General features: G+C 63.8%; 20 protein-coding genes. 11 read left to right on the top strand and 9 right to left on the bottom strand.

The window, feature by feature from the left end; translation table 11 throughout:
* Nucleotides 1-46 precede the first annotated feature (46 nt).
* Nucleotides 47-1,189, bottom strand: a complete 1,143-nt coding sequence (gene aroB, locus V1293_RS25355; RefSeq protein WP_334513182.1) for a 3-dehydroquinate synthase — start codon at nt 1,187-1,189, stop codon at nt 47-49.
* Entirely contained in the window at nt 1,186-1,821 is a 636-nt protein-coding gene (locus V1293_RS25350) for a shikimate kinase (protein WP_334513181.1), read from the bottom strand. The genes aroB and V1293_RS25350 overlap by 4 nt, the downstream gene beginning before the upstream one ends.
* 143 nt (nt 1,822-1,964) lie before the next feature.
* Here V1293_RS25350 and V1293_RS25345 point away from each other — a divergent pair, with 143 nt between their 5' ends.
* The 4 genes from V1293_RS25345 to V1293_RS25330 all read left to right on the top strand — a co-directional run bounded on the left by V1293_RS25345 (nt 1,965) and on the right by V1293_RS25330 (nt 6,059).
* The gene (locus V1293_RS25345; RefSeq protein WP_247521898.1) at nt 1,965-2,111 is read left to right on the top strand and encodes a histidine kinase; all 147 of its coding nucleotides are present in this window, start codon (nt 1,965-1,967) and stop codon (nt 2,109-2,111) included.
* Nucleotides 2,112-2,182: 71 nt separating this feature from the next.
* The gene (xerD, locus tag V1293_RS25340) at nt 2,183-3,145 is read left to right on the top strand and encodes a site-specific tyrosine recombinase XerD (RefSeq protein ID WP_334513180.1); all 963 of its coding nucleotides are present in this window, start codon (nt 2,183-2,185) and stop codon (nt 3,143-3,145) included.
* A gap of 200 nt (nt 3,146-3,345) precedes the next feature.
* The gene (locus V1293_RS25335) at nt 3,346-4,308 is read left to right on the top strand and encodes an acetyl-CoA carboxylase carboxyltransferase subunit alpha (RefSeq protein ID WP_334513179.1); all 963 of its coding nucleotides are present in this window, start codon (nt 3,346-3,348) and stop codon (nt 4,306-4,308) included.
* A gap of 284 nt (nt 4,309-4,592) precedes the next feature.
* Nucleotides 4,593-6,059 (top strand): L,D-transpeptidase family protein, encoded by a 1,467-nt coding sequence (locus V1293_RS25330; RefSeq protein ID WP_334513178.1) that lies wholly within the window; start codon nt 4,593-4,595, stop codon nt 6,057-6,059.
* Between the two features lie 119 nt (nt 6,060-6,178).
* Here the strand turns inward: V1293_RS25330 and V1293_RS25325 are convergent, their stop codons facing one another.
* Nucleotides 6,179-8,695, bottom strand: coding sequence for a hypothetical protein (locus tag V1293_RS25325; RefSeq protein ID WP_334513177.1), 2,517 nt, complete (start codon nt 8,693-8,695; stop codon nt 6,179-6,181).
* A 202-nt stretch (nt 8,696-8,897) separates the two neighbouring features.
* Nucleotides 8,898-11,732 (bottom strand): preprotein translocase subunit SecA, encoded by a 2,835-nt coding sequence (gene secA / locus V1293_RS25320; protein WP_334513175.1) that lies wholly within the window; start codon nt 11,730-11,732, stop codon nt 8,898-8,900.
* A gap of 346 nt (nt 11,733-12,078) precedes the next feature.
* On the opposite strand from secA, the gene V1293_RS25315 reads away from it, so the two are divergent.
* The 3 genes from V1293_RS25315 to V1293_RS25305 all read left to right on the top strand — a co-directional run bounded on the left by V1293_RS25315 (nt 12,079) and on the right by V1293_RS25305 (nt 14,820).
* Nucleotides 12,079-12,990 carry a peptidylprolyl isomerase gene (locus V1293_RS25315; RefSeq protein WP_334513174.1) on the top strand — a complete coding sequence of 304 codons (912 nt, stop codon included), beginning with the start codon at nt 12,079-12,081 and terminating at the stop codon, nt 12,988-12,990.
* A 162-nt stretch (nt 12,991-13,152) separates the two neighbouring features.
* Nucleotides 13,153-14,394 (top strand): bifunctional glutamate N-acetyltransferase/amino-acid acetyltransferase ArgJ, encoded by a 1,242-nt coding sequence (gene argJ, locus V1293_RS25310; protein ID WP_334513173.1) that lies wholly within the window; start codon nt 13,153-13,155, stop codon nt 14,392-14,394.
* Between the two features lie 15 nt (nt 14,395-14,409).
* Nucleotides 14,410-14,820, top strand: coding sequence for a (deoxy)nucleoside triphosphate pyrophosphohydrolase (locus tag V1293_RS25305; protein ID WP_334513170.1), 411 nt, complete (start codon nt 14,410-14,412; stop codon nt 14,818-14,820).
* Nucleotides 14,821-15,000: 180 nt separating this feature from the next.
* Here V1293_RS25305 and V1293_RS25300 read toward each other — a convergent pair whose 3' ends face one another.
* Nucleotides 15,001-15,846 (bottom strand): methyltransferase domain-containing protein, encoded by an 846-nt coding sequence (locus tag V1293_RS25300; protein ID WP_334516899.1) that lies wholly within the window; start codon nt 15,844-15,846, stop codon nt 15,001-15,003.
* 229 nt (nt 15,847-16,075) lie between these two features.
* On the opposite strand from V1293_RS25300, the gene V1293_RS25295 reads away from it, so the two are divergent.
* The 4 genes from V1293_RS25295 to V1293_RS25280 are packed head-to-tail and all read left to right on the top strand — an operon-like array spanning nt 16,076 to nt 18,532.
* A complete protein-coding gene (locus V1293_RS25295) occupies nt 16,076-16,885 on the top strand; it encodes a ComF family protein (protein WP_334513168.1) in 810 nt (269 codons plus the stop codon).
* Nucleotides 16,886-16,914: 29 nt separating this feature from the next.
* Nucleotides 16,915-17,187, top strand: a complete 273-nt coding sequence (gene grxC / locus V1293_RS25290; RefSeq protein WP_334513167.1) for a glutaredoxin 3 — start codon at nt 16,915-16,917, stop codon at nt 17,185-17,187.
* Nucleotides 17,184-18,062, top strand: coding sequence for a carbon-nitrogen hydrolase family protein (locus V1293_RS25285; RefSeq protein WP_334513165.1), 879 nt, complete (start codon nt 17,184-17,186; stop codon nt 18,060-18,062). Before grxC ends, V1293_RS25285 begins: the two co-directional genes overlap by 4 nt.
* Nucleotides 18,059-18,532, top strand: coding sequence for a DUF1178 family protein (locus tag V1293_RS25280; protein ID WP_334513163.1), 474 nt, complete (start codon nt 18,059-18,061; stop codon nt 18,530-18,532). The genes V1293_RS25285 and V1293_RS25280 overlap by 4 nt, the downstream gene beginning before the upstream one ends.
* Before the next feature lie 358 nt (nt 18,533-18,890).
* Here the strand turns inward: V1293_RS25280 and V1293_RS25275 are convergent, their stop codons facing one another.
* From V1293_RS25275 to V1293_RS25260, 4 genes are all read right to left on the bottom strand, one after another.
* Nucleotides 18,891-19,919 carry an IS110 family transposase gene (locus tag V1293_RS25275; RefSeq protein WP_334506067.1) on the bottom strand — a complete coding sequence of 343 codons (1,029 nt, stop codon included), beginning with the start codon at nt 19,917-19,919 and terminating at the stop codon, nt 18,891-18,893.
* A gap of 184 nt (nt 19,920-20,103) precedes the next feature.
* Nucleotides 20,104-21,003, bottom strand: a complete 900-nt coding sequence (locus V1293_RS25270; RefSeq protein ID WP_334513161.1) for a DMT family transporter — start codon at nt 21,001-21,003, stop codon at nt 20,104-20,106.
* 430 nt (nt 21,004-21,433) lie between these two features.
* Nucleotides 21,434-22,195 carry a bifunctional 2-polyprenyl-6-hydroxyphenol methylase/3-demethylubiquinol 3-O-methyltransferase UbiG gene (gene ubiG / locus V1293_RS25265; RefSeq protein WP_334513160.1) on the bottom strand — a complete coding sequence of 254 codons (762 nt, stop codon included), beginning with the start codon at nt 22,193-22,195 and terminating at the stop codon, nt 21,434-21,436.
* 3 nt (nt 22,196-22,198) lie between these two features.
* Complete coding sequence (locus tag V1293_RS25260) at nt 22,199-22,678, bottom strand: PH domain-containing protein (RefSeq protein ID WP_334513159.1); 480 nt, start codon at nt 22,676-22,678, stop codon at nt 22,199-22,201.
* Between the last annotated feature and the right edge of the window lie 140 nt (nt 22,679-22,818).

Raw genomic sequence — 22,818 nt, 5'->3', positions numbered from 1 at the left:
GCCCCGCGCGACGCTTGGCCCACACTGCGCCCCGGCAATCCCGTTCTCATCCCGACAACTTCTGTTGCAGGAAATCGCGCACCAGCGCCGGCTCGACTTCGTTTGCTACCACCGCACCGCCGATCGCCTGCAGCAGGATGAAGGTCAGCTTGCCGCGCTTGACCTTCTTGTCCTGCGCCATCAGCGCCATCAGGGCGTCGGCGTCCGCGAGCCCCTCCTGGGCGAAGCCCGCGATGTCCTGCAAATGGGTCGGCAGGCCGACGGAAGCAAGATGGCGCTCGACGCGGGCGGCATCGGCTTCGGAAATCATGCCGAGCCTGGCGGAAAATTCCGCAGCCAGCACCATGCCGACGGAAACGCCTTCGCCGTGAAACAGGCGATCGCAAAAGCCGGTCGCAGCCTCCAGCGCATGGCCGAACGTGTGGCCGAGATTGAGCAGCGCGCGCTCGCCGTTTTCGCGCTCGTCGCGGGAGACGATCGCGGCCTTGGCGCGGCAGGAGGTCGCAATCGCGTGCTCGCGCGCCGCGCCGCCGGAGAAGATGTCGGCGTGGTTGGCCTCTAACCAGGTGAAAAAGGCCTCATCGCCGAGCACGCCATATTTGGCGACCTCGGCGTAGCCGGCGCGGAACTGGCGCGGCGACAGCGTGTCGAGCACCGACGTATCGGCGATCACGAGCACTGGCTGATGGAACGCGCCGAGCAGGTTCTTGCCCTGCGGCGAGTTGATGCCGGTCTTGCCGCCGACGGAAGAATCCACCTGCGCCAGCAGCGAGGTCGGCACCTGCACGAAATCGACGCCGCGCCGCAGGATCGCCGCCGCAAAGCCGGCGAGATCGCCGACCACGCCGCCGCCGAGCGCGATCACCAGATCGTTGCGCTCGATCCTGGCCGCGATCAGGGCTTCGGAGACCTTTTCGAGACCGGCATAGGTCTTCGACACTTCGCCTTCCTCGACGATGACGCGCGAGGTCGCAATGCCGGCTTCGGTGAGCGAACGCTCGGTCTGCTCCAGCCAGTGCTTTGCCACGGTGCGGTCGGTGACGATGGCGGTGCGTACGCCGGGGCGCAACGCGGCGACGCGCGCGCCGAGCGAGGCCAGCACGCCGCGGCCGATCACGATGTCATAGGCACGGTCGCCGAGGGCGACGTCGACCGTGATATCGGCGGAATGTTTCAGTGGCGCAGTCATGGCGTAACGCTGGTCCCGTCAGTTGTCGGCTGGGCAGAAGAGGCGCCGGCGCACAGCCGGGCGCGCAGGGCATCGATACATTCGTCGACGATGCGGTCGTGCGGCACGTCGCGCGACAAGATCGTCAGGTCGGCGGTCCGATAGATCGGCTCGCGCCCTTCGAGCAGGCGGCTGACGGTCGCAGTCGGATCCTCGGTCTGCAGCAGCGGCCGGTCGGCGCGGCGCTTGACCCGCTTCATGATGATTTCGACATCCGCCTTGAGCCAGATCGAGATAGCCTTGTCGCGAATGCGGTTGCGGGTCTCCTCGCGCATGAAGGCGCCGCCGCCGGTGGCGATCACGGCCGGGCCGCCATCGAGCAGCCGCGCGATCACCCGCGCCTCGCCGTCGCGAAAATAAGGCTCCCCATGGGTCGCGAAGATTTCCGGAATGGTCACGCCGGCATGGGCCGTCTCGATCTCGACATCGGCATCGAGAAACGGCAGCCGCAGCCGGGCCGCCAGCCGCCGGCCGATGGTGGACTTGCCGGCGCCCATCATGCCGACCAGCACGACCGAACGCCTTCCCAGCGCCGACGTGATGTCGGCCTCCTGGGTCGGGCTCGGGTGTGCCGGTGCGGCGGTCTCGGACATCAAAAACTCGGTCGTTTTGCGGGATTTGCCCGCGGCTGCGACACCTATACTACCCCCATTGCTGCCGTTGCCAGAGACTCTTGCCACGGGGATGGGAACATGTTGGATGATTTCATTGGTTAATTCGCCGCCCTGAGCCCCCTATGCCCAGTTTGTTCCGCTTTCTGACGGTCGTCGGCATCATCGCCGGGGTGATCTATGGCGTGATTTTTTCGCTGGCGAACTTCGTCACGCCGAAGCCCCGGGAAATGACGGTCACCATCCCCGCGGACAAATTCCTCAAGAAATAGCCGCTATCGTCTGCTTTGAGTGAGAGACGAACTCGGGGGAGAGGCATCCCGTTGCGGGGAAGTCGGGGGCAATGCGTTCCAGCAAGACGACCAAAGACGAGACACTGATCAACCTGTTCCTCGACATGCTCGCGGCGGAACAGGGTGCGGGCAACAACACGCTCGACGCCTATCGCCGCGACCTTACGGATTTTTCCGAGTTTCTCGGCCGCAAGGGACAAAACTTCACCGGCGCCGGGACCGACGCGCTGCGGGACTACCTCGCCGACCTCGACACCCGCGGCTTCAAATCCTCCAGCGTGGCACGCCGGCTGTCGGCGATGCGGCATCTGTTCCGCTTTCTCCTGAACGAGCGCATCCGCAGCGACGATCCTGCGGCGATCCTGTCCGGCCCGAAGCGCGGCCGCGGCTTGCCGAAGGTGCTGTCGATCGCGGATGTCGACCGCATGCTGACGCGGGCCAAGGAATTGACGCTAGGCCAGAACGCTTCGCCGCAGCAGCGGCTGCGCGCGATGCGGCTCTATTGCCTGCTGGAAGTGCTTTATGCCACGGGCTTACGCGTCTCGGAGCTGGTGGCGCTGCCGCTGTCGGCCTCGCGGCGTGACGCCCGCATGATCGTGGTGCGCGGCAAGGGCAACAAGGAACGTCTGGTGCCGCTCAACGAAGCGTCGCGGCAGGCGATGGCCGATTATCTCGCCGCGATGGAAGCGCTCAGACCCGAGAAGAAGAAAAACGCCAGCCCCTCGAAATGGCTGTTTCCCTCCTTCGGCGAGAGCGGCCATCTGACGCGGCAGCATTTTGCCCGCGACCTGAAGGAACTGGCGGCGGCATCGGGCCTCGCACCGCGGCTGGTCTCGCCGCACGTGCTGCGCCACGCCTTCGCCAGCCACCTGCTGCACAACGGCGCGGACCTGCGCATCGTGCAGACGCTGCTCGGCCATACCGACATCTCGACCACGCAGATCTATACCCATGTGGTCGAGGAACGGCTGAAAAGCCTGGTGCGCGACCTGCATCCGCTGGCGGAGAAGTAAACTTCGTCGCAACACCCGCCTTGACTTCCGCGGCGTCTCCCCCGAAACAGCCGTCTCCCGCCCGCGGCCTTGTTTGGCGCGCTTTCGGCAAACCGGGTCGCCCGGACCGAGACGCGCGCTAAATCATTGAAGATGTGCGCTTTCCTTAAGCGAATCGAAACCGCTTCGCCTCAAAGCACGTTGTTACCTATATTGTCTCGATGCCGGATCAGATGCGCAGTTATCTCGACTTTGAAAAACCCGTCGCCGAACTCGAGGCCAAGGTCGACGAATTGCGTGCGCTGGCGGCGTCCGGCAGCGACATCGGCGACGAGATCGCGCGCATCGAGGACAAATCGCAGCAGGCGCTGGCCGACCTCTATGCCAATTTGACGCCGTGGCAGAAGACGCTGGTGGCGCGCCATCCGCAGCGCCCGCACTTCACCGATTTCGTCAATGCGCTGATCACGGAATTCACGCCGATGGCCGGCGACCGCAAATTCGCCGAGGACGAGGCGCTGATGGGCGGTTTCGGCCGCTTCCGCGGCGAGGCGATCTGCGTGGTCGGCCAGGAAAAGGGCGCCACCACCGACAGCCGCATCAAGCATAATTTCGGCATGGCGCGCCCCGAAGGCTATCGCAAGGCCGTGCGGCTGATGGAGATGGCCGACCGGTTCAGCATTCCGGTGCTGTCGCTCGTCGATTCCGCCGGCGCCTATCCCGGCATCGGCGCCGAGGAGCGCGGCGTGGCGGAAGCGATCGCCCGCTCGACCGACACGTGCCTCTCGCTCGGCGTCCCCAATGTCGCGATCATCACCGGCGAGGGCATGTCGGGCGGCGCCATCGCCATCACCACCGCGAACAAGGTGCTGATGTTCGAGCACGCGATCTACAGCGTGATCTCGCCGGAGGCGGCCTCCTCGATCCTGTGGCGCGACGGCACCAAGGCCCAGGAAGTCGCCAACGGCATGAAGATCACGGCCCAGGACATGCTGCGATTCGGCGTGATCGACCAGATCCTGAGGGAGCCCTCCGGTGGCGCTCACCGCGACTCCGCCGCAATGATCTCGGCTACCGGCGATGCGATCGCGGAGGCCTTCAACGATCTCCGCAATCTGGACGCGGACGGCATCCGCCGGCAGCGTCGGCAGAAATTTCTCGATATCGGCCGCAAGCTTGGCTGATTGGCCCTTGGCCTCCCTCCGGAGAGGGTTCGGCCGCCCGGCATCCCAACCGTTAACGCCGCCTTAAAGGTGCTTTATTTCGCTGAATCACTTGATTCGGCCCTAATTAGGCCCCGACCCCAGTCTTTAAATTCTGTTGACCATGCCTGCCGTGGAAGCGGCTGGCGCATCGCGTTCGGGTTGCGGCGCGGAGGGTCAAAGGGTACTATTTTATGCAATGGCTTCAGGGCATGTTCGCTGTGATTTGGGGTGCGAAAATGCCCGGTGGGTGTGGAGCTTAGCCTTTGATTAACCGCTCGCTGGTTCGCGCGCTCGTCACGTCGGCTGTCCTCGCGGGCGCAGGCGCGCTGTTGGCCGGTTGCAACGGCGAAGACATGTCGTTGGCCAATAACGCCAAGGCCAACCAGCCGGTCCCGCCAAAACTGATCGCCGACATGACGGCGAAAGACATGGACCTGCAGTCGCCGATCCTGGTCCGGCTGTTCAAGCAGGAAGCCGAACTGGAGATCTGGAAGCAGGACCGCTCCGGCCGCTTCGCGCTGCTCAAGACCTATCCGATCTGCCGCTGGTCGGGCGATCTCGGCCCCAAGGTGCGCGAAGGCGACCGCCAGGCGCCGGAAGGCTTCTATGCGATCTCGCCGGCGCAGATGAACCCGCAGTCGGCCTATTACCTCTCCTTCAACACCGGCTATCCCAACGCCTTCGACAAGGCGCTGGGGCGCACCGGCTCGCAGTTGATGGTGCATGGCGACTGCTCCTCGCGCGGCTGCTACGCGATGACCGACGAGCAGATCGCGGAAATCTACTCGCTGGGCCGCGAATCCTTCTTCGGCGGCCAGAAGTCGTTCCAGTTGCAGGCCTATCCGTTCAAGATGACGCCGGCCAACATGGCCAAGCATCGCAACAACCCGAACATGCCGTTCTGGAAAATGATCAAGGAAGGCAATGATCATTTCGAGGTGACGAAGCAGGAGCCGAAGGTCGAGTTCTGCGAAAAAAAATACGTGTTCGATGCCGTTAAGGCGCCGAATGCGACGCGTGACCCGGTATTCGATGCTTCCGCCAAGTGCCCGGCCTATGTGATTCCGGAAGAAGTCGCCGACGCGGTGCGCGAAAAGCAGGCCACCGACCTCGCCGAGACCGCGCGGCTGATCGCCAAGGGAACGCCGGTCGCCCGCACCAACACCGGTATCGACGGCGGCATGCACCGGGTGTTTGCCGCGCGCGTACCCGACGGCAGCACCGGCCTTTCGGAAGCCGGCGACGGCTCCCTGTCATTGATGGCTCGCGCCCCAGGCACGATTCCTTCCCACGTCAACCCGCCCAAGGCACCTACACCCTCGGAGAATCTGCTGGCGGGCGCGCCGGAACAGCCGAAGCTTGCCGCAGCCCCAGCGCCCACCCCTGCCGCGGCACCGACGCGCGTCGCCAATGCGGCGCCGACGGCCCAGAATGACGGGTTCTTCTCCAACCTCGCCCGCAAGGTCGGTATCGGCGGCGCGGCTGACGCTACCGCAAGCACGCCGCCTTCGAAGCCGAAGGTCGAGGCCAAGCAAACCGCGCCCCGTCCCGAGGCGGCAGCGCCGAAGACCACGGCGCCAAAGCATGACAGCAAACAGGCCGCCGCCCGGCCGCCGCTAAGATCGTCGGTGTCCGACACCCCGGCCTCCGCCAAGGACAATCAGGTCGCCGGTTCCGCACCGATCGTGCCGCCGAACTCGTTCGACAGCCGCTTCGGCGCGGTGAAGTAACGGCTTCACTTGCTGCCGCGGCCAAGCCGCCGCCATGCCCCGCGAACGCAAGCGGCAACTTTCCGAATTCCCCGACAGTCTTTATCGCACCGACGCCCGTAGCGCAGAGCACGGTCGAGTCATGAAGCCGCTTCGTCCTGCGGCACGAGGCCGACGCCGGTGACGGGCTTCGTTGCGAGCGTGACGATGGGGTCGGCCCGGCGGCTTGCGGCGATCGCGATGGCGCAGACCACATAGAAGCACGCGCCGAGCGCATAGGTCTTGGCGATACCGAACTGGATCGATAGGGCCATACCCAGTACCGACGCCAGCATCGACGTAACCCCGTTGGTGCTCCAGAAGAACGGCAACAGCGCTTCATGACGGCGCCAGATACTGAGGCCGAGCGGAAACATCATCCCCATGCAGAACGCCGGAGGTGCCAGCAGCAGGACTGAAACCAGAATGCGCATGTCGGTTGGTTGCGACCGCGTCCAAGTGGTAACCAGCGGCGTTAGCAGCCCGGCTGCCACGATCGTGATCAGGAGGACTGCAAACCTCCAGACAATGGCGCGTGGCCGAGGGGTATCCGCGCCGACTGTGGCACTGCCGATACCGCTGAAAAGAAGAATCGCAAAGAGCACCACGCTCAGCCCGTAGACGGGATGGCCGAGGAAGACCATCAGGCGCTGCATTTGCGATATCTCGATCAGCATGAAACCCAACCCGATCGCGCTGAAATAGGCCATCGGCGGCGTCAGCGTCGACAACGGCATGCGCCTCGCAAGGCCGAGGAAGGGCAGGACGATGTAGTATCCGCAGGCAAGGAGCGCGACGATGATCAGCAAGCCGGTCATGCTGACCGCAACATTGTTGTTCATTCCTCTCCATGGATACATGTTCGTCAGATCGCCGAGGCGCGAAGTGAAGAAGAAGAACGGTTTGTCATCCGTCGATGGAGCGATGTTCTCCGGCAAAGAATCGAAGAATGCCGCGTCCGCCTTGTCGGACAGCAACGTCGAGGTGACGGCATCAAAGGCGACATCCGGCCCCAGGAATATCTTGAATCCCTGCGCCTGGAGCCTTCCGCGTGCCTCCTGCCATTGCGCATCGGTGAACGCGTCGGGCCGCGTAATGACCGTTACGATGTTGCCCACGTTCAGCGCGACCACATGATGCCGGAGCTCGGCGGCCGACACGCCCTTGCGCTGCAAGGCGCTGGCTGCAATCGCGACCAGCCGATAGAATTCGCCGCGGTGCTTGTCCCCGTCGTACCAGCGCGAGACCGACAGCAGCCCGCCAGGCTTCAGTGCGCGGTAGAAATCATCCCACGCTTCGACGGTATAGAGACGGTTTTCCGTGAGCGTCAGACCACCTGCCGCCGTCGCCGCCCAGGTGTCGATCAGCGAAATCTGGACCAGGTCGTACCGCTCGGACGAGTGGTTGATATAGCTTCGCGCTTCGGCATTGACCAGGGAAACGCCGGGCTGGCGCTCGAGATGGCCGGCGAAATCGGCGAATTTTTCGGTGAGCACCTCAAAGATCGCCGGATTGATCTCAATGCCGCGTATCTGCTTGGCGCCGAAAACCAGACCGGAAAGGATGTCGCGGCCGCCGCCAACGCCCACGACGGCGACATCGGCGGCCGGCTGTACGAGGTAGGCGGCATTGATGACGTCATCTTTCAGGTAGCTGAGTTTGCCGATGTCGCCATCGTGCCTGGTGATGACCGTGCCTGCATCGGCATCGATATCGATGTAATGCTGGTCAACCCTGACCTCGGACGGGCGGACCAGTCCCCAGCCGAACGGGGCTTGCCTGGCCCACTCCCGCACCCGTACCCGCGAATAGGTGTTCCAGCGCTCGAACAGCGTGCCGGCCTGCTCCTCACCCTTGGCCCAGAACACCCCGAGGTGGCTCTTTCCGGTCAGGTCAAGGCCGGTATGCACGGTGGCCGCAACGGCCATCGTCAGCGCGACAGCGCCGCTTAGGCGAAGGCTACGGACCTCGTTGCTGTTCCGGATGACAATCCAACCCACGCCGGCAGAGAGGGCTGCGATCCATAACGTGGCACTCACGGGATCGATCACCAGCAGCAGGAAGATCACGCCGAGGCATCCAACTGCGGCCCCCATTAGATCGGCTGCATAGAGCCATCCGCCGCTATATGGCAAACGGGTCAGCAAGAGCGTTATGCAAACGCCGCCTTCCGTGAAAGGCCACACGAAGGCGATGATCGCCAGCGCAAGCACAATAGTCACGGCTTCACCGGACACCAGGAGCGGCAAGCACAACAGCCCGACCATTGCGCCAACGCTGCTAAGTGCGAACCACGACGCATGGCGGGCAAATTCGACGCCAACCCGTTCGGACGCATAACGTGCGGGCTTGCCGTAGACCTCCATCGCTCCGCGGGTGAGCCCGAGCATGGCGAGCGAAATAGCGGCGAACGCGAAATGATAATAGAGCATAACGCTGAAGAAGCGCGTTATCAGTATCTGGTAGGAAAGCGTCGCGGACGCCAGCACAAAGATCGCCAGATAATAGCGACCGTGAATCTTGGATATGGATTGCAAGACGCTACCCTCTTGTGGACCCCTGAAGGGGGTTATGGGTGCGTGCGCGCCTTGACCATTCGCGCAACGCGCGATCTCCAAATTGGACACAACTTCCTAATAACTCGTTGAAACACCCGCAGGGATTTTTTCCTTGCGTGGCTGCCTCCTCCATACCCCATCGCAGGTTGCAGGGCCAGCGCGACAAAGCCACCCTCGATGGGGTGGGTTCAGCCGTCAGACAAAAGGGAGAGAGCCGGCAGGCGCGGCGTAAAGCCGCCTGACCCATCGCGTCAGCGCAGCCTCAGCCGTACTTCCCGTGGCAGTGCTTGTACTTCTTGCCGCTGCCGCAGGGGCAATCCTCGTTGCGGCCGACCTTGCCCCAGCTTGCGGGGTTCTTGGGATCGCGATCGGCGGCAATGGCCTCGGGCACCAGCGAGACATTGGCAAAGGCCATCTCGTCTTCGCCGGTATTGGGATCGAACTTGTGCGCCTCCATCGCCGGCAGCGGCTGCTGCTCTTCCGGCGGCACGATCTCGACGCGCATCAATTGCGCCGTCACCGCCTCGCGCAGATGCGCGGTCATCGCCTCATACAGGCCGAAGGCTTCCGACTTGTATTCCTGCAACGGATCGCGCTGGCCGTAGCCGCGCAGGCCGATCACCTGACGCAGATGATCGAGCATGATCAGGTGCTCGCGCCAGAGGTGATCCAGCGTCTGCAAGAGGATGGTCTTCTCGACGTAGCGCATCACCTCGGGGCCCCACTGCGCCACCTTGGCCGCCATGTGCTCGTCGACGCGCTGTTCGATCCGCGTCAGCAATTCCTCGTCGGCAATGCCCTCTTCCTTGGCCCATTCCTCGACCGGCAGGTCGACGTCGAGCACGCGCTTCAGTTCTTCCTTGAGGCCCGCGACATCCCACTGCTCGGCATAGGCGTGTTCCGGCACATGCTTGACGACGATGTCGTCGATGAAGTCATGACGCATGTCCGCGACCATTTCGGCCACGCTGTCGCTCTTCATCAGCTCGACGCGCTGGTCGAAGATCACCTTGCGCTGGTCGTTCTGCACGTTGTCGAACTTGAGCAGGTTCTTGCGGATGTCGAAGTTGCGGGCCTCGACCTTCTGCTGCGCCTTTTCCAGCGCCTTGTTGATCCAGGGATGGATGATGGCCTCGCCCTCTTGCAGGCCGAGCCGCTGCAGCATGCTGTCGAGCCGGTCGGAGCCGAAGATCCGCATCAGATCGTCTTCCAGCGACAGGAAGAATTTTGAGCGTCCGGGGTCGCCCTGACGGCCGGAACGGCCGCGCAACTGGTTGTCGATGCGGCGGGACTCATGCCGCTCCGAGCCCATGATGTAGAGCCCACCGGGCTTGTTGATGGTCCTGGCCGGCTTGTTGCCCTTGGCAGGCTCGACCTCGACCACGTCCTCGGCCTTCAGCACGATCTCGCGGAAGCGTTCGATGTCGGCCTTGATCTGTTCGATCTTTTTGGCCTTCTCGGCCTCGTCGGCAATGCCAGCGGTCTCCTGCTGGATCCGCATATCGAGCGAGCCGCCGAGCTTGATGTCGGTGCCGCGGCCGGCCATGTTGGTGGCGATCGTGATCGCGCCGGGGACGCCGGCTTCGGCGACGATATAGGCTTCCTGTTCGTGGAAGCGCGCGTTCAACACCGCAAACAGCTTCGCAGGCTTGCCCGCACGCGCCGCGGCGTAGAGCTTCTCCATCCCGGATTCCGAGCCGAAATCGATCTGCTTGTAGCCGTGCTTTTTCAAATAATCGGCCAGCACCTCCGACTTCTCGATCGAGGCGGTGCCGACCAGCACGGGCTGCAGCCGCTTGTTGGCGCGTTCGATCTCGGCCAGGATCGCGGCGTATTTCTCGTTCTGGGTGCGGTAGACTTCATCGTCCTCGTCGAGACGCGCGACCGCCACGTTGGTCGGGATTTCCACGACCTCGAGCTTGTAGATGTCGAACAGTTCGTCGGCTTCGGTCAGCGCCGTACCGGTCATGCCGGCGAGCTTTTCGTACATCCGGAAATAGTTCTGGAACGTGATCGAGGCCAGCGTCTGGTTTTCCGGCTGGACCTGGACGTGCTCCTTGGCTTCCAGCGCCTGGTGCAGGCCTTCGGAATAGCGGCGGCCCTGCATCATGCGGCCGGTGAATTCGTCGATGATGACGACTTCGCCGTCGCGGACGATGTAGTCCTTGTCGCGCGTGAACAGCGAGTGCGCCCGCAGCGCCTGGTTGATGTGGTGAACGACCGAAACGTTCTCGACGTCGTAGAGCGAATCGCCCTTGAGCTGGCCGGCGTCGCGCAACAGCGTCTCGATCTTCTCCATGCCGGCCTCGGTCAGCGTCACGGTGCGCTGCTTTTCGTCGACCTCGTAATCGGTCTTGTCGAGCTGGGGGAAGAAGGTGTCGATGGTGTTGTAGAATTCCGAGCGGTCGTCGAGCGGACCGGAGATGATCAGCGGCGTGCGCGCCTCGTCGATCAGGATCGAGTCGACTTCGTCGACGATGGCGTAGAAATGGCCGCGCTGGACCATGTCCTCCAGGCGGTACTTCATGTTGTCGCGCAGATAGTCGAAGCCGTATTCGTTGTTGGTGCCGTAGGTGATGTCGCGCGAATAGGCTTCCTTGCGCTCGGCATCGTCGAGGCCGTGGACGATCACGCCGACGGTCAGCCCGAGGAACTGGTAGATCTGGCCCATCCATTCCGAGTCACGACGAGCGAGATAGTCGTTGACGGTGACGACATGGACGCCTCGGCCTGCCAGCGCATTGAGATAGACCGCGAGGGTTGCCACCAGCGTCTTGCCTTCGCCGGTCTTCATCTCGGCGATGTCGCCCTCATGCAGCACCATGCCGCCGATCAGCTGGACGTCGAAATGCCGTTGGCCGAGGGTGCGCTTGGCGGCCTCGCGCACGGTGGCGAAGGCCGGAACCAGGATGTCGTCGAGCGTCTTGCCGTCGGCAAGCTGCTGGCGGAATTCGGCGGTGCGGGTCTTCAGCGCCTCGTCGGAAAGCGCGGCGAGCTCGGGCTCAAGCGCGTTGATGGCGTTGACGCGGGACTGATATCCCTTCACCCGCCGGTCGTTGGCGGAGCCGAAAAACTTGCGGGCGAGCGCGCCGATCATGCCAATTCCTGCCTTTGCCGTTACTTGCGTTGCGCCGTGACGTGGTCCACCAGTTTGCCTATCAACTCACCGTGACGCATCGCGGCAAATACCCGTTCCGGGGCATCATCCGCCTAATGAGTGGGAATTAAGCAATCCAAGGTTCAACGGCAAAAAACGCAGCAAAATAAGCGCTATCGCCGCTGGAGGTTCCGGCACAGATATGGCTGGGTCGGGGGCTTGTCAACGTGGGTCCATCTGTCAAGGAATTCATCATTTTGACAGACTTTTCGCGTTGCCAAGGCCGCATGATTGGGCGAGTGTCCCGCCGCCTTTGCCGCCCCCTTCTACAAGACAAGGATTTTCCATGACCACCTCGTTCCCGGAAACGAAAACCGGCCTGCGCTTCGGCCTCGCCTCCCTGGCCGCGACGGCCTGTCTGGCTGCGATTCTGGCCGCCAGCCTGCCGGTTCGTGCCCAGGACAACCCCGTTCTCGCCAAGGTTAACGGTGTTGAGATCCGCCAGAGCGACGTCGCACTCGCGGAGGAGGAACTCGGCCCCAGCCTCGCGCAAATGGATCCGGCGACCAAGAAGGACAATGTGCTGGCCTTCCTGATCGACCTGAAAATCGTCGCCAAGGCCGCCGAGGACAAGAAGGTCGAGAATTCCGAAGACTTCAAGAAGCGTCTGGCGTTCACGCGCAGCCGCCTGCTGATGGACAGCCTGCTCGCCACCGAGGGCAAGGCCGCGACCACCGATGACGCCATGAAGAAGGTCTATGAGGAGGCCTCCAAGCAGATCACTGGTGAAATGGAAGTTCACGCCCGCCACATCCTGGTCGAGACCGAGGACGAGGCCAAGGCGATCGCCGAAGAGCTGAAGAAGGGCGGCGACTTCGCCGAGCTGGCGAAGAAGAGGTCCAAGGACCCCGGCGCCTCCGATGGCGGCGATCTCGGCTTCTTCACCAAGGAACAGATGGTGCCGGAATTCTCCGCCGTCGCCTTCACGCTCGAGCCCGGCAAGATCTCCGACCCCGTGAAGTCGCAATTCGGCTGGCACATCATCAAGGTCGAGGAAAAGCGCGCTCGCAAGGCCCCCGACTTCGAGCAGGTCAAGGCCCAGATCGAGACCTATGTGACGCGCAAGGCCCAGGCCGAATACGTCGCCAAGCTTCGCGAAGCCGCCAAGGTCGAGCGCATGGACAAGCCGGCGGAAGCCGCCAAGCCGGAAGCCGCCAAGCCCGGGGATTCCAAGATGGCGCCCCCGGCGAAGAAGTAAATCGACTTCGCACTCATAGTTCAGTAATAAGACGTCATGCCCGGCCTTGTGCCGGGCATCCACGTCTTAAGAGCTTCATCGATAGCTGGTGAAGACGTGGATGGCCGGGACAAGCCCGGCCATGACGATCCATTTTGTCTTGTCGCTCTTGGATTTGCCCGCATGTCCACCACCATCTCCCCCCTCGCCCCGACCGATGTCCCCGAGATGCCGGCGATTGCGGGCGTGAAGCTCGCGACCGCCGCCGCCGGCATCCGCTACAAGGGGCGTACCGACGTGCTGCTCGCCGTCATGGACAAGGGCACCACGGTAGCCGGCGTCTTCACCAAATCGAAATGCCCGTCCGCTCCCGTCGAATGGTGCCGCGCGAAGCTCGGCCGCGGACAAGCCCGCGCGCTGGTGGTGAATTCCGGCAACGCCAACGCATTCACCGGCAAGACCGGCAAGCAGTCGACGGCGCTGACCGCGCAAACCGCAGCGAAGGCGGTCGGCTGCGCGACCTCCGACGTGTTCCTCGCCTCCACCGGCGTGATCGGCGAGCCGCTCGACGCCACCAAGTTCGACGGCGTGCTGGCGACGCTGGCCGAGGCCGCCACGCCCGACCACTGGATGGCTGCTGCCAAGGCGATCATGACCACCGATACGTTCCCGAAGGTCGCAACCGCCACGGTGAAGCTCGGCAAGACCAAGGTGACCATCAACGGCATGGCCAAGGGCGCCGGCATGATCATGCCCGACATGGCGACCATGCTGTCCTTTGTGTTCACCGACGCGCCGCTGTCGTCGGCCGTGCTGCAGTCGCTGCTCAAGAGCGGCGTCGAGGACACCTTCAACGCCATCACCATCGACAGCGACACCTCGACATCGGATACGCTGTTGGCCTTCGCGACCGGCGCTGCCGCTGCCGACGGCGCGCCGAAGATCAGCCGCGCCAGCGATCCCAGGCTGACGGCGTTCGCCAAAGCCTTCTACGAGGTACTGGCCAACCTTGCCGAACAGGTGGCCCGCGACGGCGAAGGCGCGCGCAAGCTGGTCGAGGTGGTCGTCGAAGGCGCGACCACCAAGACCTCGGCGCGCAAGATCGCCATGTCGATCGCGAATTCGCCGCTGGTGAAGACGGCGATCGCCGGCGAGGACGCCAATTGGGGCCGCGTGGTGATGGCGGTCGGCAAGGCCGGCGAGCCCGCCAACCGCGACAAGCTTTCGATCTCGTTCAACGGCATTCGCGTCGCGAAAAGCGGCGCGCGCGATCCGTCCTACAACGAGGCCGAGGTTTCCGCGGTGATGAAAAATCCGAAGATCCAGATCAAGGTCGCGTTGGGTCTCGGCAAGGGCCGTGACCGCGTGCTGACCTGCGACCTCACCAAGGAATATGTCGCGATCAACGGCGACTATCGCTCGTAAGCGAGACAGCGGCGCATGGCTGACATCAAGCTCACTCTCGTGGTCGCCTGCGCGCTGGTCGACGTCGACAAGCGGGTGCTGATCGCGCAGCGCCCCGGAGGCAAGGCGCTGGCGGGGCTGTGGGAATTTCCCGGCGGCAAGGTCGAGCCCGGCGAACGGCCGGAGCAGACGCTGATACGCGAACTTCATGAGGAGATCGGGATCGACGTCAGCGAGCCGTGCCTCGCGCCGCTGACTTTTGCCAGCTACGCCTGTGACAGCTTTCATTTGCTGATGCCGCTTTACATCTGCCGGCGCTGGGAGGGCATGGTGACGGCGCGCGAGGGCCAGCAACTGGCCTGGGTCCGCGCCAACAAGCTGCGCGACTACCCGATGCCGCCCGCGGACATTCCGCTGATCCCGCATTTGATCGATTTGTTGATGTGAGGTGTCATGCGCAGCGCCTCTTCGGCGGCGCGCAGAGCCCAGACACAAAATCGCGAAAACAACCCCATGCAAAGTAGAATGGGGCCGGCTCGCAGCACTCGTGCTGCTTGCGTCCGGGGCACGAGAAGAAAAATGCTCCGTCGTCACGGCCCAACCTGATCTCATCCCGCTTTAGGTGGTCTATTTGGGAGCAGTTTTCTTCACCGCCGCTTCCAAACTCGCTTTCGCCGAGCCCGGACGCAGCGGCTTCGGCTGGCTCTCATGCGGCGCCCAGCCGGACAGCCAGACAAGATCGAAAGTCGCGCGGATGCGGCCGTCCGCGTCGGCAAAACGCTCGCCGTAGATTTGCGCCATCCGCAGCATGGTGGCGCGGCGGGTCGGCGTCCGCCGCCGCTCGACCAGGATATTGGTCGCGCCCATCCGCCTCAGATCGGCCATCAGCGCAAACGCACTGTCATAGCGCACCACGACGCGATCGACGTCGGTGACCGGCAGCGCCAGCCCCGCGCGCTGCAAGAGGCTGCCGATATCGCGCAAATCCGCAAACGGCGCGACCCGCGGCGATACCCCGCCCTCGCATTCGGCTTCTGCTGCCGCAAAGGATTGCCTGAGCTCCGTCAAGGTGTCGCCGCCGATCATCGCCGCCAGCAACAGCCCGTCGGGTCTGAGCGCGCGGCGGATTTGCGCCAGCACGCCGGGGAGATCGTTGACGAACTGGAATGCGAGCGCAGAGACGGCGAGGTCGAGCGATTGCGACGGCAAGCGCAGCGTTTCCGATTGATCGGGATCGATGCGCCTGATCGACTGAAAGCGATCGGCGATGGGCATTCGCAGCAATTCGCCCGGCGTCCAGATATCGGCGACATCGGCAAAATTCCGCGTCACCGCCTGCAGCCGCTCCTCCATATCCTCCCGGATGCGATCGAGCAGAAACGTCGCCGGCCCGCCACGCCGCGCGCGTTCCATCCGCGCACGCAACAGCGCGCGGTCGAACAGGATGGGTGCGGCAGCCGGGTTCGAAACCATGCTGGTTGGTACGCTGGCTGCCAATGGGTGGCAATCCAAACTCGTGTCCCGGACGCGGTGCAGCGTGCAACGCTGCTCCGCAGAGCCGGGACCCATTTCTTTGCGGTCCAGCTTGGGCCCCGGCTTAGCAGCGCATCACGCCGCGAGTGCGGCGTGATGCGCTGCATCCGGGGCACGAGTCATTGCTTTGCCGCTTGAGCATGCTGCCCGCCAGCGCTAGCCTCGCCCGATGGACGCCAAGGCATCACCACCACGCTCCATCTCCAGCCATCTGCGCGGCGCGCTCGGCGCCTGCCGCGACGCGTTCGCGCATCTGCCGCGGCTCGCGCTCGACATCGCGCTGCCGACGCTGTGCGTTTCCTGCCGCGAGCCGGTCGATGGCGAGGGTGTCTGCGCGGCATGCTGGGCGAAATTGTCGTTCATCGCACCGCCGTTCTGTCCGCGGCTCGGCATTCCCTTCGTCTATGATCCGGGTCCGGAATTGCTGTCGATGGAGGCGATCGCCAGCCCACCGGCATACCAGCGCGCCCGCGCCGCGGTGCGCTATGACGATGTCGCCCGTACGCTGGTTCATTCGCTGAAATACCAGGACCGCACGGATCTGGCGCCCGCGATGGGGCGCTGGATGGCTCGCGCCGGTCAGGAATTGCTCGATGAGGCCGACGTGCTGGTGCCGGTTCCGCTGCACTGGCGGCGCGGCTGGAGCCGCCGCTATAATCAGTCCGGCGCGCTGGCGCGAGTGATTTCGCGCCAAAGCGGCGTCAAACTGGCCTCCGAGGCGCTTCGCCGCATCCGCGCGACCGAGCAGCAGATCGGCCTGTCCCGGCCGCAACGCGCCAGCAATGTGCAGGGCGCCTTCAAGGTCGCCGCCGATCGCATGGCTGATATCCAGGGCCGTCGCGTCGTCCTGATCGACGATGTCTTGACGTCAGGCGCCACGACCGATGCCTGCGCCCGGGCGCTGCTGCGTGCCAAAGCCGCGCAGGTCGACGTGCTGGTATTCGCGCGGGTTGTGGACAGCCACCGGGCTCCCATATAATTCAAACACTTGCCAACTCAGAGCGCGCCATGACTGCCATTGAAATCTACACCCGCCCGGGCTGCGGCTATTGCACCGCTGCCAAATCGCTGCTGACGCGCAAGAATGCCGCGTTCACCGAATTGAACGTGGCGACCGATCCGGCCTATCGCGAGCAGATGTACGATCGCGCCGGCCACGGCTCGACCTTTCCCCAGATATTCATCGGCATCACCCATGTCGGCGGCTGTGACGAGCTTTACGCGCTGGACCGCGCGGGCAGGCTCGATGGCCTGCTGGCGGGAGAAAAGGCCTCCTCATGAGCGCTGGCTCGACCTTTACCGCCGCCATGGTGCAGATGCGCACCGGGCTGTTGCCCGAGCCGAGCCTCGAGCAGGGCACCAGGCTGATCCGCGAGGCCGCGGCGCAAGGCGCGGACTACGTGCTCACGCCCGAGGTGAGCAACATGATGCAACTGAACCGCAAGGCGCTGTTCGAGCATCTGGCATCGGAAGAAGACGATCTGTCGCTGAAGGGCTATCGTGCACTGGCGGCGGAATTGAAGATCCATCTCCATATCGGATCGCTGGCGCTGCGCTATTCGCCGGAGCGCGCCGCCAACCGCTCGTTCCTGATCGGGCCCGACGGCAATTTGCTCGCCAGCTACGACAAGATCCATATGTTCGATATCGATCTGCCCGGCGGCGAGAGCTATCGCGAGTCCGCCAATTACCAGCCGGGCGAGACGGCCGTGATCTCGGACCTGCCGTGGGGCCGCATCGGGCTGACGATCTGCTACGACGTGCGCTTCCCAGCGCTGTATCGTGCGCTTGCCGAGGCCGGCGCGTCGTTCCTCACGGTGCCGTCGGCATTCACCAGAAAGACCGGCGAGGCGCATTGGCACACGCTGCTGCGCGCCCGCGCGATCGAGAATGGCTGCTTCGTGTTCGCCGCGGCGCAGGCCGGCATGCATGAGAACAAGCGCGAGACCTACGGCCATTCGCTGATCATCGCACCCTGGGGCGAAATTCTCGCCGAGGGCGGCGTCGAGCCCGGCGTTTTCCTTGCCGAGATCGACACTTCGAAGGTCGAGGCGGCCCGCAGGAGCGTGCCGTCGCTGCAGCACGGCAGGCGCTTCGGCATTGCCGATCCCAAGGCAGGCCCCGAGCATCTGCATCTCGTCCGGGGCTCGGCATGATCCGCTACAACCTTCGCTGCGAGAAGGGCCATGCTTTCGAAAGCTGGTTTCAAAGCTCTGCGGCCTATGAGAGCCAGGAAAAGCGCAAGCTGGTGAGCTGCCCCAACTGCGGCTCGGTGAAGGTCGAGCGCGCCATCATGGCTCCGCAGATCGTGACCAAGAAGGGCCGCGAGGCCGCTGCGCCAGCGCCGGCCGCGCCTGCGGAAGTGACGGCGCCGTCCGAATCGACGCCGCTGTTGATGGCGCAGGAGCGCGAACTGCGCGCCAAGCTCAAGGAACTGCGCGATCACATCGTGAAGAATGCCGACAATGTCGGCGAACGCTTCCCCAGCGAAGCGCGCAAGATGCATTACGGCGATATCGAACATCGCCCGATCTACGGCGAGGCCTCGCCGGACGAGGCGCGCGCGCTGATCGACGAAGGCGTCGAGGTCTCCCCGCTCCCGGTGTTGCCCGACGATCGGAATTGACGCGCCGATTCCGTAGGGTGGGCAAAGCGGAAAGCGTGCCCACCATTTCACAATGATTGCCGGTGACTAAGATGGTGGGCACGGCGCAAACGCGCCTTTGCCCACCCTTCTGTAACGGGCCTCGATTAGTCAATCCCTTTGCGTTGTCCGCCCGCCGGGGTCTCGCTTCTGTACGGGGTCGGCGCAGGGCCGCCACCTGATGGGGTTGGAAGAGGATAGGTCGACCAATCTACGTTGAGCGTGCTCACGAGGCGACCTGGTGGGCAACGGCCTGACCTGATCCATCGTCCCGGCGAAGGGACTTCGCTTCGAGAAGGCCTGGTGTCGTGACCCGCCCGAAAACTGCTGTTTCTCCCTGTTAGGCTGCCGCCGCAGCGGCGTTGAAGGGTGTTCCGTCGGCGAGCATGCGGTGCATGATCACCGCGAGCCGGCGCGCCAACGCCACCTTGGCTTTGCTCATGCCGGCGCGCTTTTTGATCCGCATGGCCCAGCTCTTCAATTGCGAACAGCCCTTGAGCGGCTTGGTCAGCATGACGTTGGCAGCCTCATAGAGCGCCGTGCGCACCGAGGCGTCACCGATCTTGCTGATCCGGCCGGTGTAGTCGGTCTCACCGGATTGATGCTTCTTCGGGGTCAACCCGAAATGGGCTCCTGCCTGCTTCGACGATTTGAACCGGGTCGGATCGTCGATTGCGCTGGCATAGGTCAGCGCCACGATCGGGCCGACCGCCGGGACTGACGTCAGCAGCCGTGCCTGCGTATCGGACCGCACCATCCTGCGGGTTTGCTTCTCGAAAGCTGCGAACTCGGTCCGCAGCACCGCTCGCACCGCCAGCAGCGCCTTGGCGATCATTTGCAGGTGCGGATGGCCGTCCACGAGTTCCTCGATCCGTCCCGCGAAAGTCTGCCCGGTCGTCTTGCCAACCTTGAGGCCAAAACCGCGCAGGATCCCGCGCAGGCTGTTCTCGACGTCGAGAAGCTTCGATTGCACCAGCTTGCGGGCGGTCAACAGCGATCGGGTCTCTTGCGCACTGATCGATTTGCAGTGCACCGGCCGGAACCAGCCCAGCCGCATCAGTTGCGCAATCCCGCGTGCATCGTTGCGATCCGACTTGACCGGCATCGCCTCGAACGCCTTCCGCACGTGCCGCGTCTCGAGCAGCTCAACGGCGAGGCCGGCCGCCTTCATCCCCGCAAACAGCCATTGCGACAAGGGCCCGGCTTCCAGCCCGATCCGCTCAAACTCAAAGCCAGACTGCCGGAACCAGGCGATCAGCGCCTCCGGCTCGCTGGCCACCCTGGCCTCGCGCAAAATCTTGCCGCTTGCGTCAACAACACACACGCTCGAGCATTCCAATGACACGTCGATTCCGGCATAGTGGTTCATGGTCGTCTCTCCTCGATGCTTGGAGCGAGGCTCATCCCTCTGACTCCGTAACACCATCAATGTGAGGGACGACCGCCCGCCTTCCAAGCAAGCCGCGCGAAGCGCGCTACCCAACAGCGCCGTAGCAAGCGCGGCTTGCTTGGAAGGCGGGCCGGGGCCCGTTACCCCATCTACGATTCCCCTATCAAGCCGCCACCAGCAGCGCGACGCCCGCCACAATCAGCACGATGCCGATCAGTTCACGCGCCGACAATGGCTGCTTGAACGAATAGTACGCCACGGCCTGCGCAAACAGCACCTCTACCAGCGCCAGCGTTCGCACATTCGCGGCCACCGTCAGCGCGAGCGCCAGGAACCAGAATTGCGAGGCGAATGCGCCCATGAAGCCCGCGAGCATCGAGGGCCGCCATAGTCCGAAAATCTTCATCAGCACGTCGGGCGCGCGCACGAGCAGATAAATCGTCAACACCAGTGTCTGCACGAACAGGCCGAACACCAGCGTATACGACGCCGCGGTGACGAAGGAGACGCCGGGCACGACGATGACCGCGCCGCGAAAGCCGACCGCCGACAGCGCGAATGCCGCCGCAGCCGCGAGGCCCAGCAATGTCGGCTTCAAATCCGCAAAGCCTTTCTCGGAGCCAGGGCGCAGCGCGGCGATGACGACGCCGGCAGTGGCGATCAGGATCGCGATCACCTTCAGCACGGTCAAATGGTCGCTGAGAAAGATGAATCCGAAGATCGCGGTCTGGATCGCCTCGGTCTTCAGATAGGCCGTCGTCACCACGAACGACCGGTCGTTCATCGCCAGCAGCATCATGCCGGTGCCGACGATCTGGCTGAGCGCGCCGAGCAGCAGCCACGGCCAGAAGGCGGCTGTCGGCCACGGCACGCCGTCGCCGGTTACAGCGATGACAACCGCAAAAAAGATGATCGAGAACGGAAAGCCGAACAGAAAGCGGATATTGGTCGCGCCCCAGGTCCCGAGCGGCCCCGTCAACGACCGCTGCATCGCATTGCGGGCGACCTGACCCAGCGCAGCAATGATGGTGAAGGGAATCCAGAGCGTGGCGACGGAGAGCATGGGGGATACCGGCGGGAAAGCTGCCGCAGCGTGCCGGGTGGGAGAGGTTCGGTCAACCGGACGCGGCGTCATGACAGGATTGCGTGTGCGCCACAAACTCGCCGTCGTCCCTGCGAACGCACTAGGGCATCTACACATCTCTTCAAGGCTGGAAACGGACTCATCATCAAGGACTTAGCTGCTATGCGGGAGCCGGAATCCGTGGGCGCATCTCAGCGTAGATGAGCAGATTCTCCGCAGTTTACGGCCAACTCGTTGAGAAGACTCAGGAAGATGTGTAGATGCCCTAGTGCGTTCGCAGGGACCCATACGCCGTGCTCTCTCATGTGAGAACGAATGCCAGACGTCTCGTAACCCAATTGGCGCCGCGGAGTATGGGTCCCTGCGTTCGCAGGGACGACACCGGCGATGGGGCTAGCGCGCCATCAACTCACGCCCCCTCGGCCACCACCATGTAGTTCACGTCCATGTCGGACGATATGCTCCAGCGGTCGGCGAGCGGGTTATAGACCACGCCGGCCTGTTCGGTGATGGTAAGCTTGTTGTTGGCGAGATGCCGGGCGAGTTCGTCGGGCGTGACGAACTTGTCCCACTGATGGGTACCGCGCGGCAGCCAGCGCAGCACATATTCCGCGCCGACGATCGCGAGCGCAAAACTCTTCCAGTTGCGGTTCAGCGTCGAGACCACCATCAGCCCGCCCGGCTTGACCATTGCCGCACAGCGGGAGAGGAACGCGCCGACATCGGTGACGTGCTCGATCACCTCCATCGCCAGCACCATGTCGAAACGCTCGCGCACGTCCATCGCCTCGACGGTGGTGCAGCGATAGTCGATCGAGAGATGTCCCTTGTCGGCATGCAGCCGCGCGGCGGCGATGTTGGTCGCCGACGGATCGACCCCGATCACCTGGGCGCCCAGTCGCGTGAACGGCTCGCACAACAGACCGGCGCCGCAACCGATATCGAGGATGCGCAGGCCCGACAGGCAACTCAGGCTCCTGGCGTTGCGATCGAACTTGCGGCAGGCGGCGTCGCGGATATAGGCGAGCCGCAGCGGATTGATCTTGTGCAGCGGGGCCATCTTGCCCTTGGGGTCCCACCACTCGTCCGACAATCTTGAAAACTTCGCGACCTCGGCCGGGTCCACCGTGCTGGAGGAAAAGCTGGCGGAGGAATTTTGCTGCATGACCATGGTTTAGGTGCCGGCCGGTCGTGTCGTGATGGCATTGCGAAACGCCAGCGGCGACGCAATGGTGGAAATGGTTTCCTTGCCCTCGCCGACGCCCATGATCGTGACGTCGCCGTAGTTCATGATGCGGCCGAGGATGCTCTGGTTGACATCCACGCTCTCGACCTTGTCGAGACTCATCTCGAAGGTCCGCCGCTTGATGAAACCGGTCTTGTGGACGATCCGCATGTTGGTGACGTCGGTCTCGGTGGTCCAGCGGTGGAACCAGGCGGTCGCTGACCAGTACAGGGCGGCAAGCGCGACGACAACGGCGAACGCCAGGCAGACCAGCATCAGGACGTCGGCGCCAACCATGCGCGACAGCACCAGGAAAACGATCGCCACGATCCAGGCCGCGATGGCCGGCAGGTAGAACATCCAGTGTGCGTTGGTCGAATACAGCACCCTCTCGCCGGGCTGCAGGATTTCATCGATGTAACGCCCCATACGCTCGCCCTGAATTAACCCGCTACTACAAGAATTTGCGCCATTTTGAGCCGAAAACGGAACCCAGGGTGCTTGCCCCGGACCGCGCCGCTATGTATACGCCGCTTTCGGCCCGGGCGCTCCACTTTCCGTGCGGGTCA

The organism is Bradyrhizobium sp. AZCC 1693 (assembly GCF_036924745.1).
Lineage (GTDB): Bacteria > Pseudomonadota > Alphaproteobacteria > Rhizobiales > Xanthobacteraceae > Bradyrhizobium.
The sequence above is the reverse complement of the archived record's forward strand: the minus strand, read 5'-3'. Positions and strand labels throughout refer to the sequence as shown.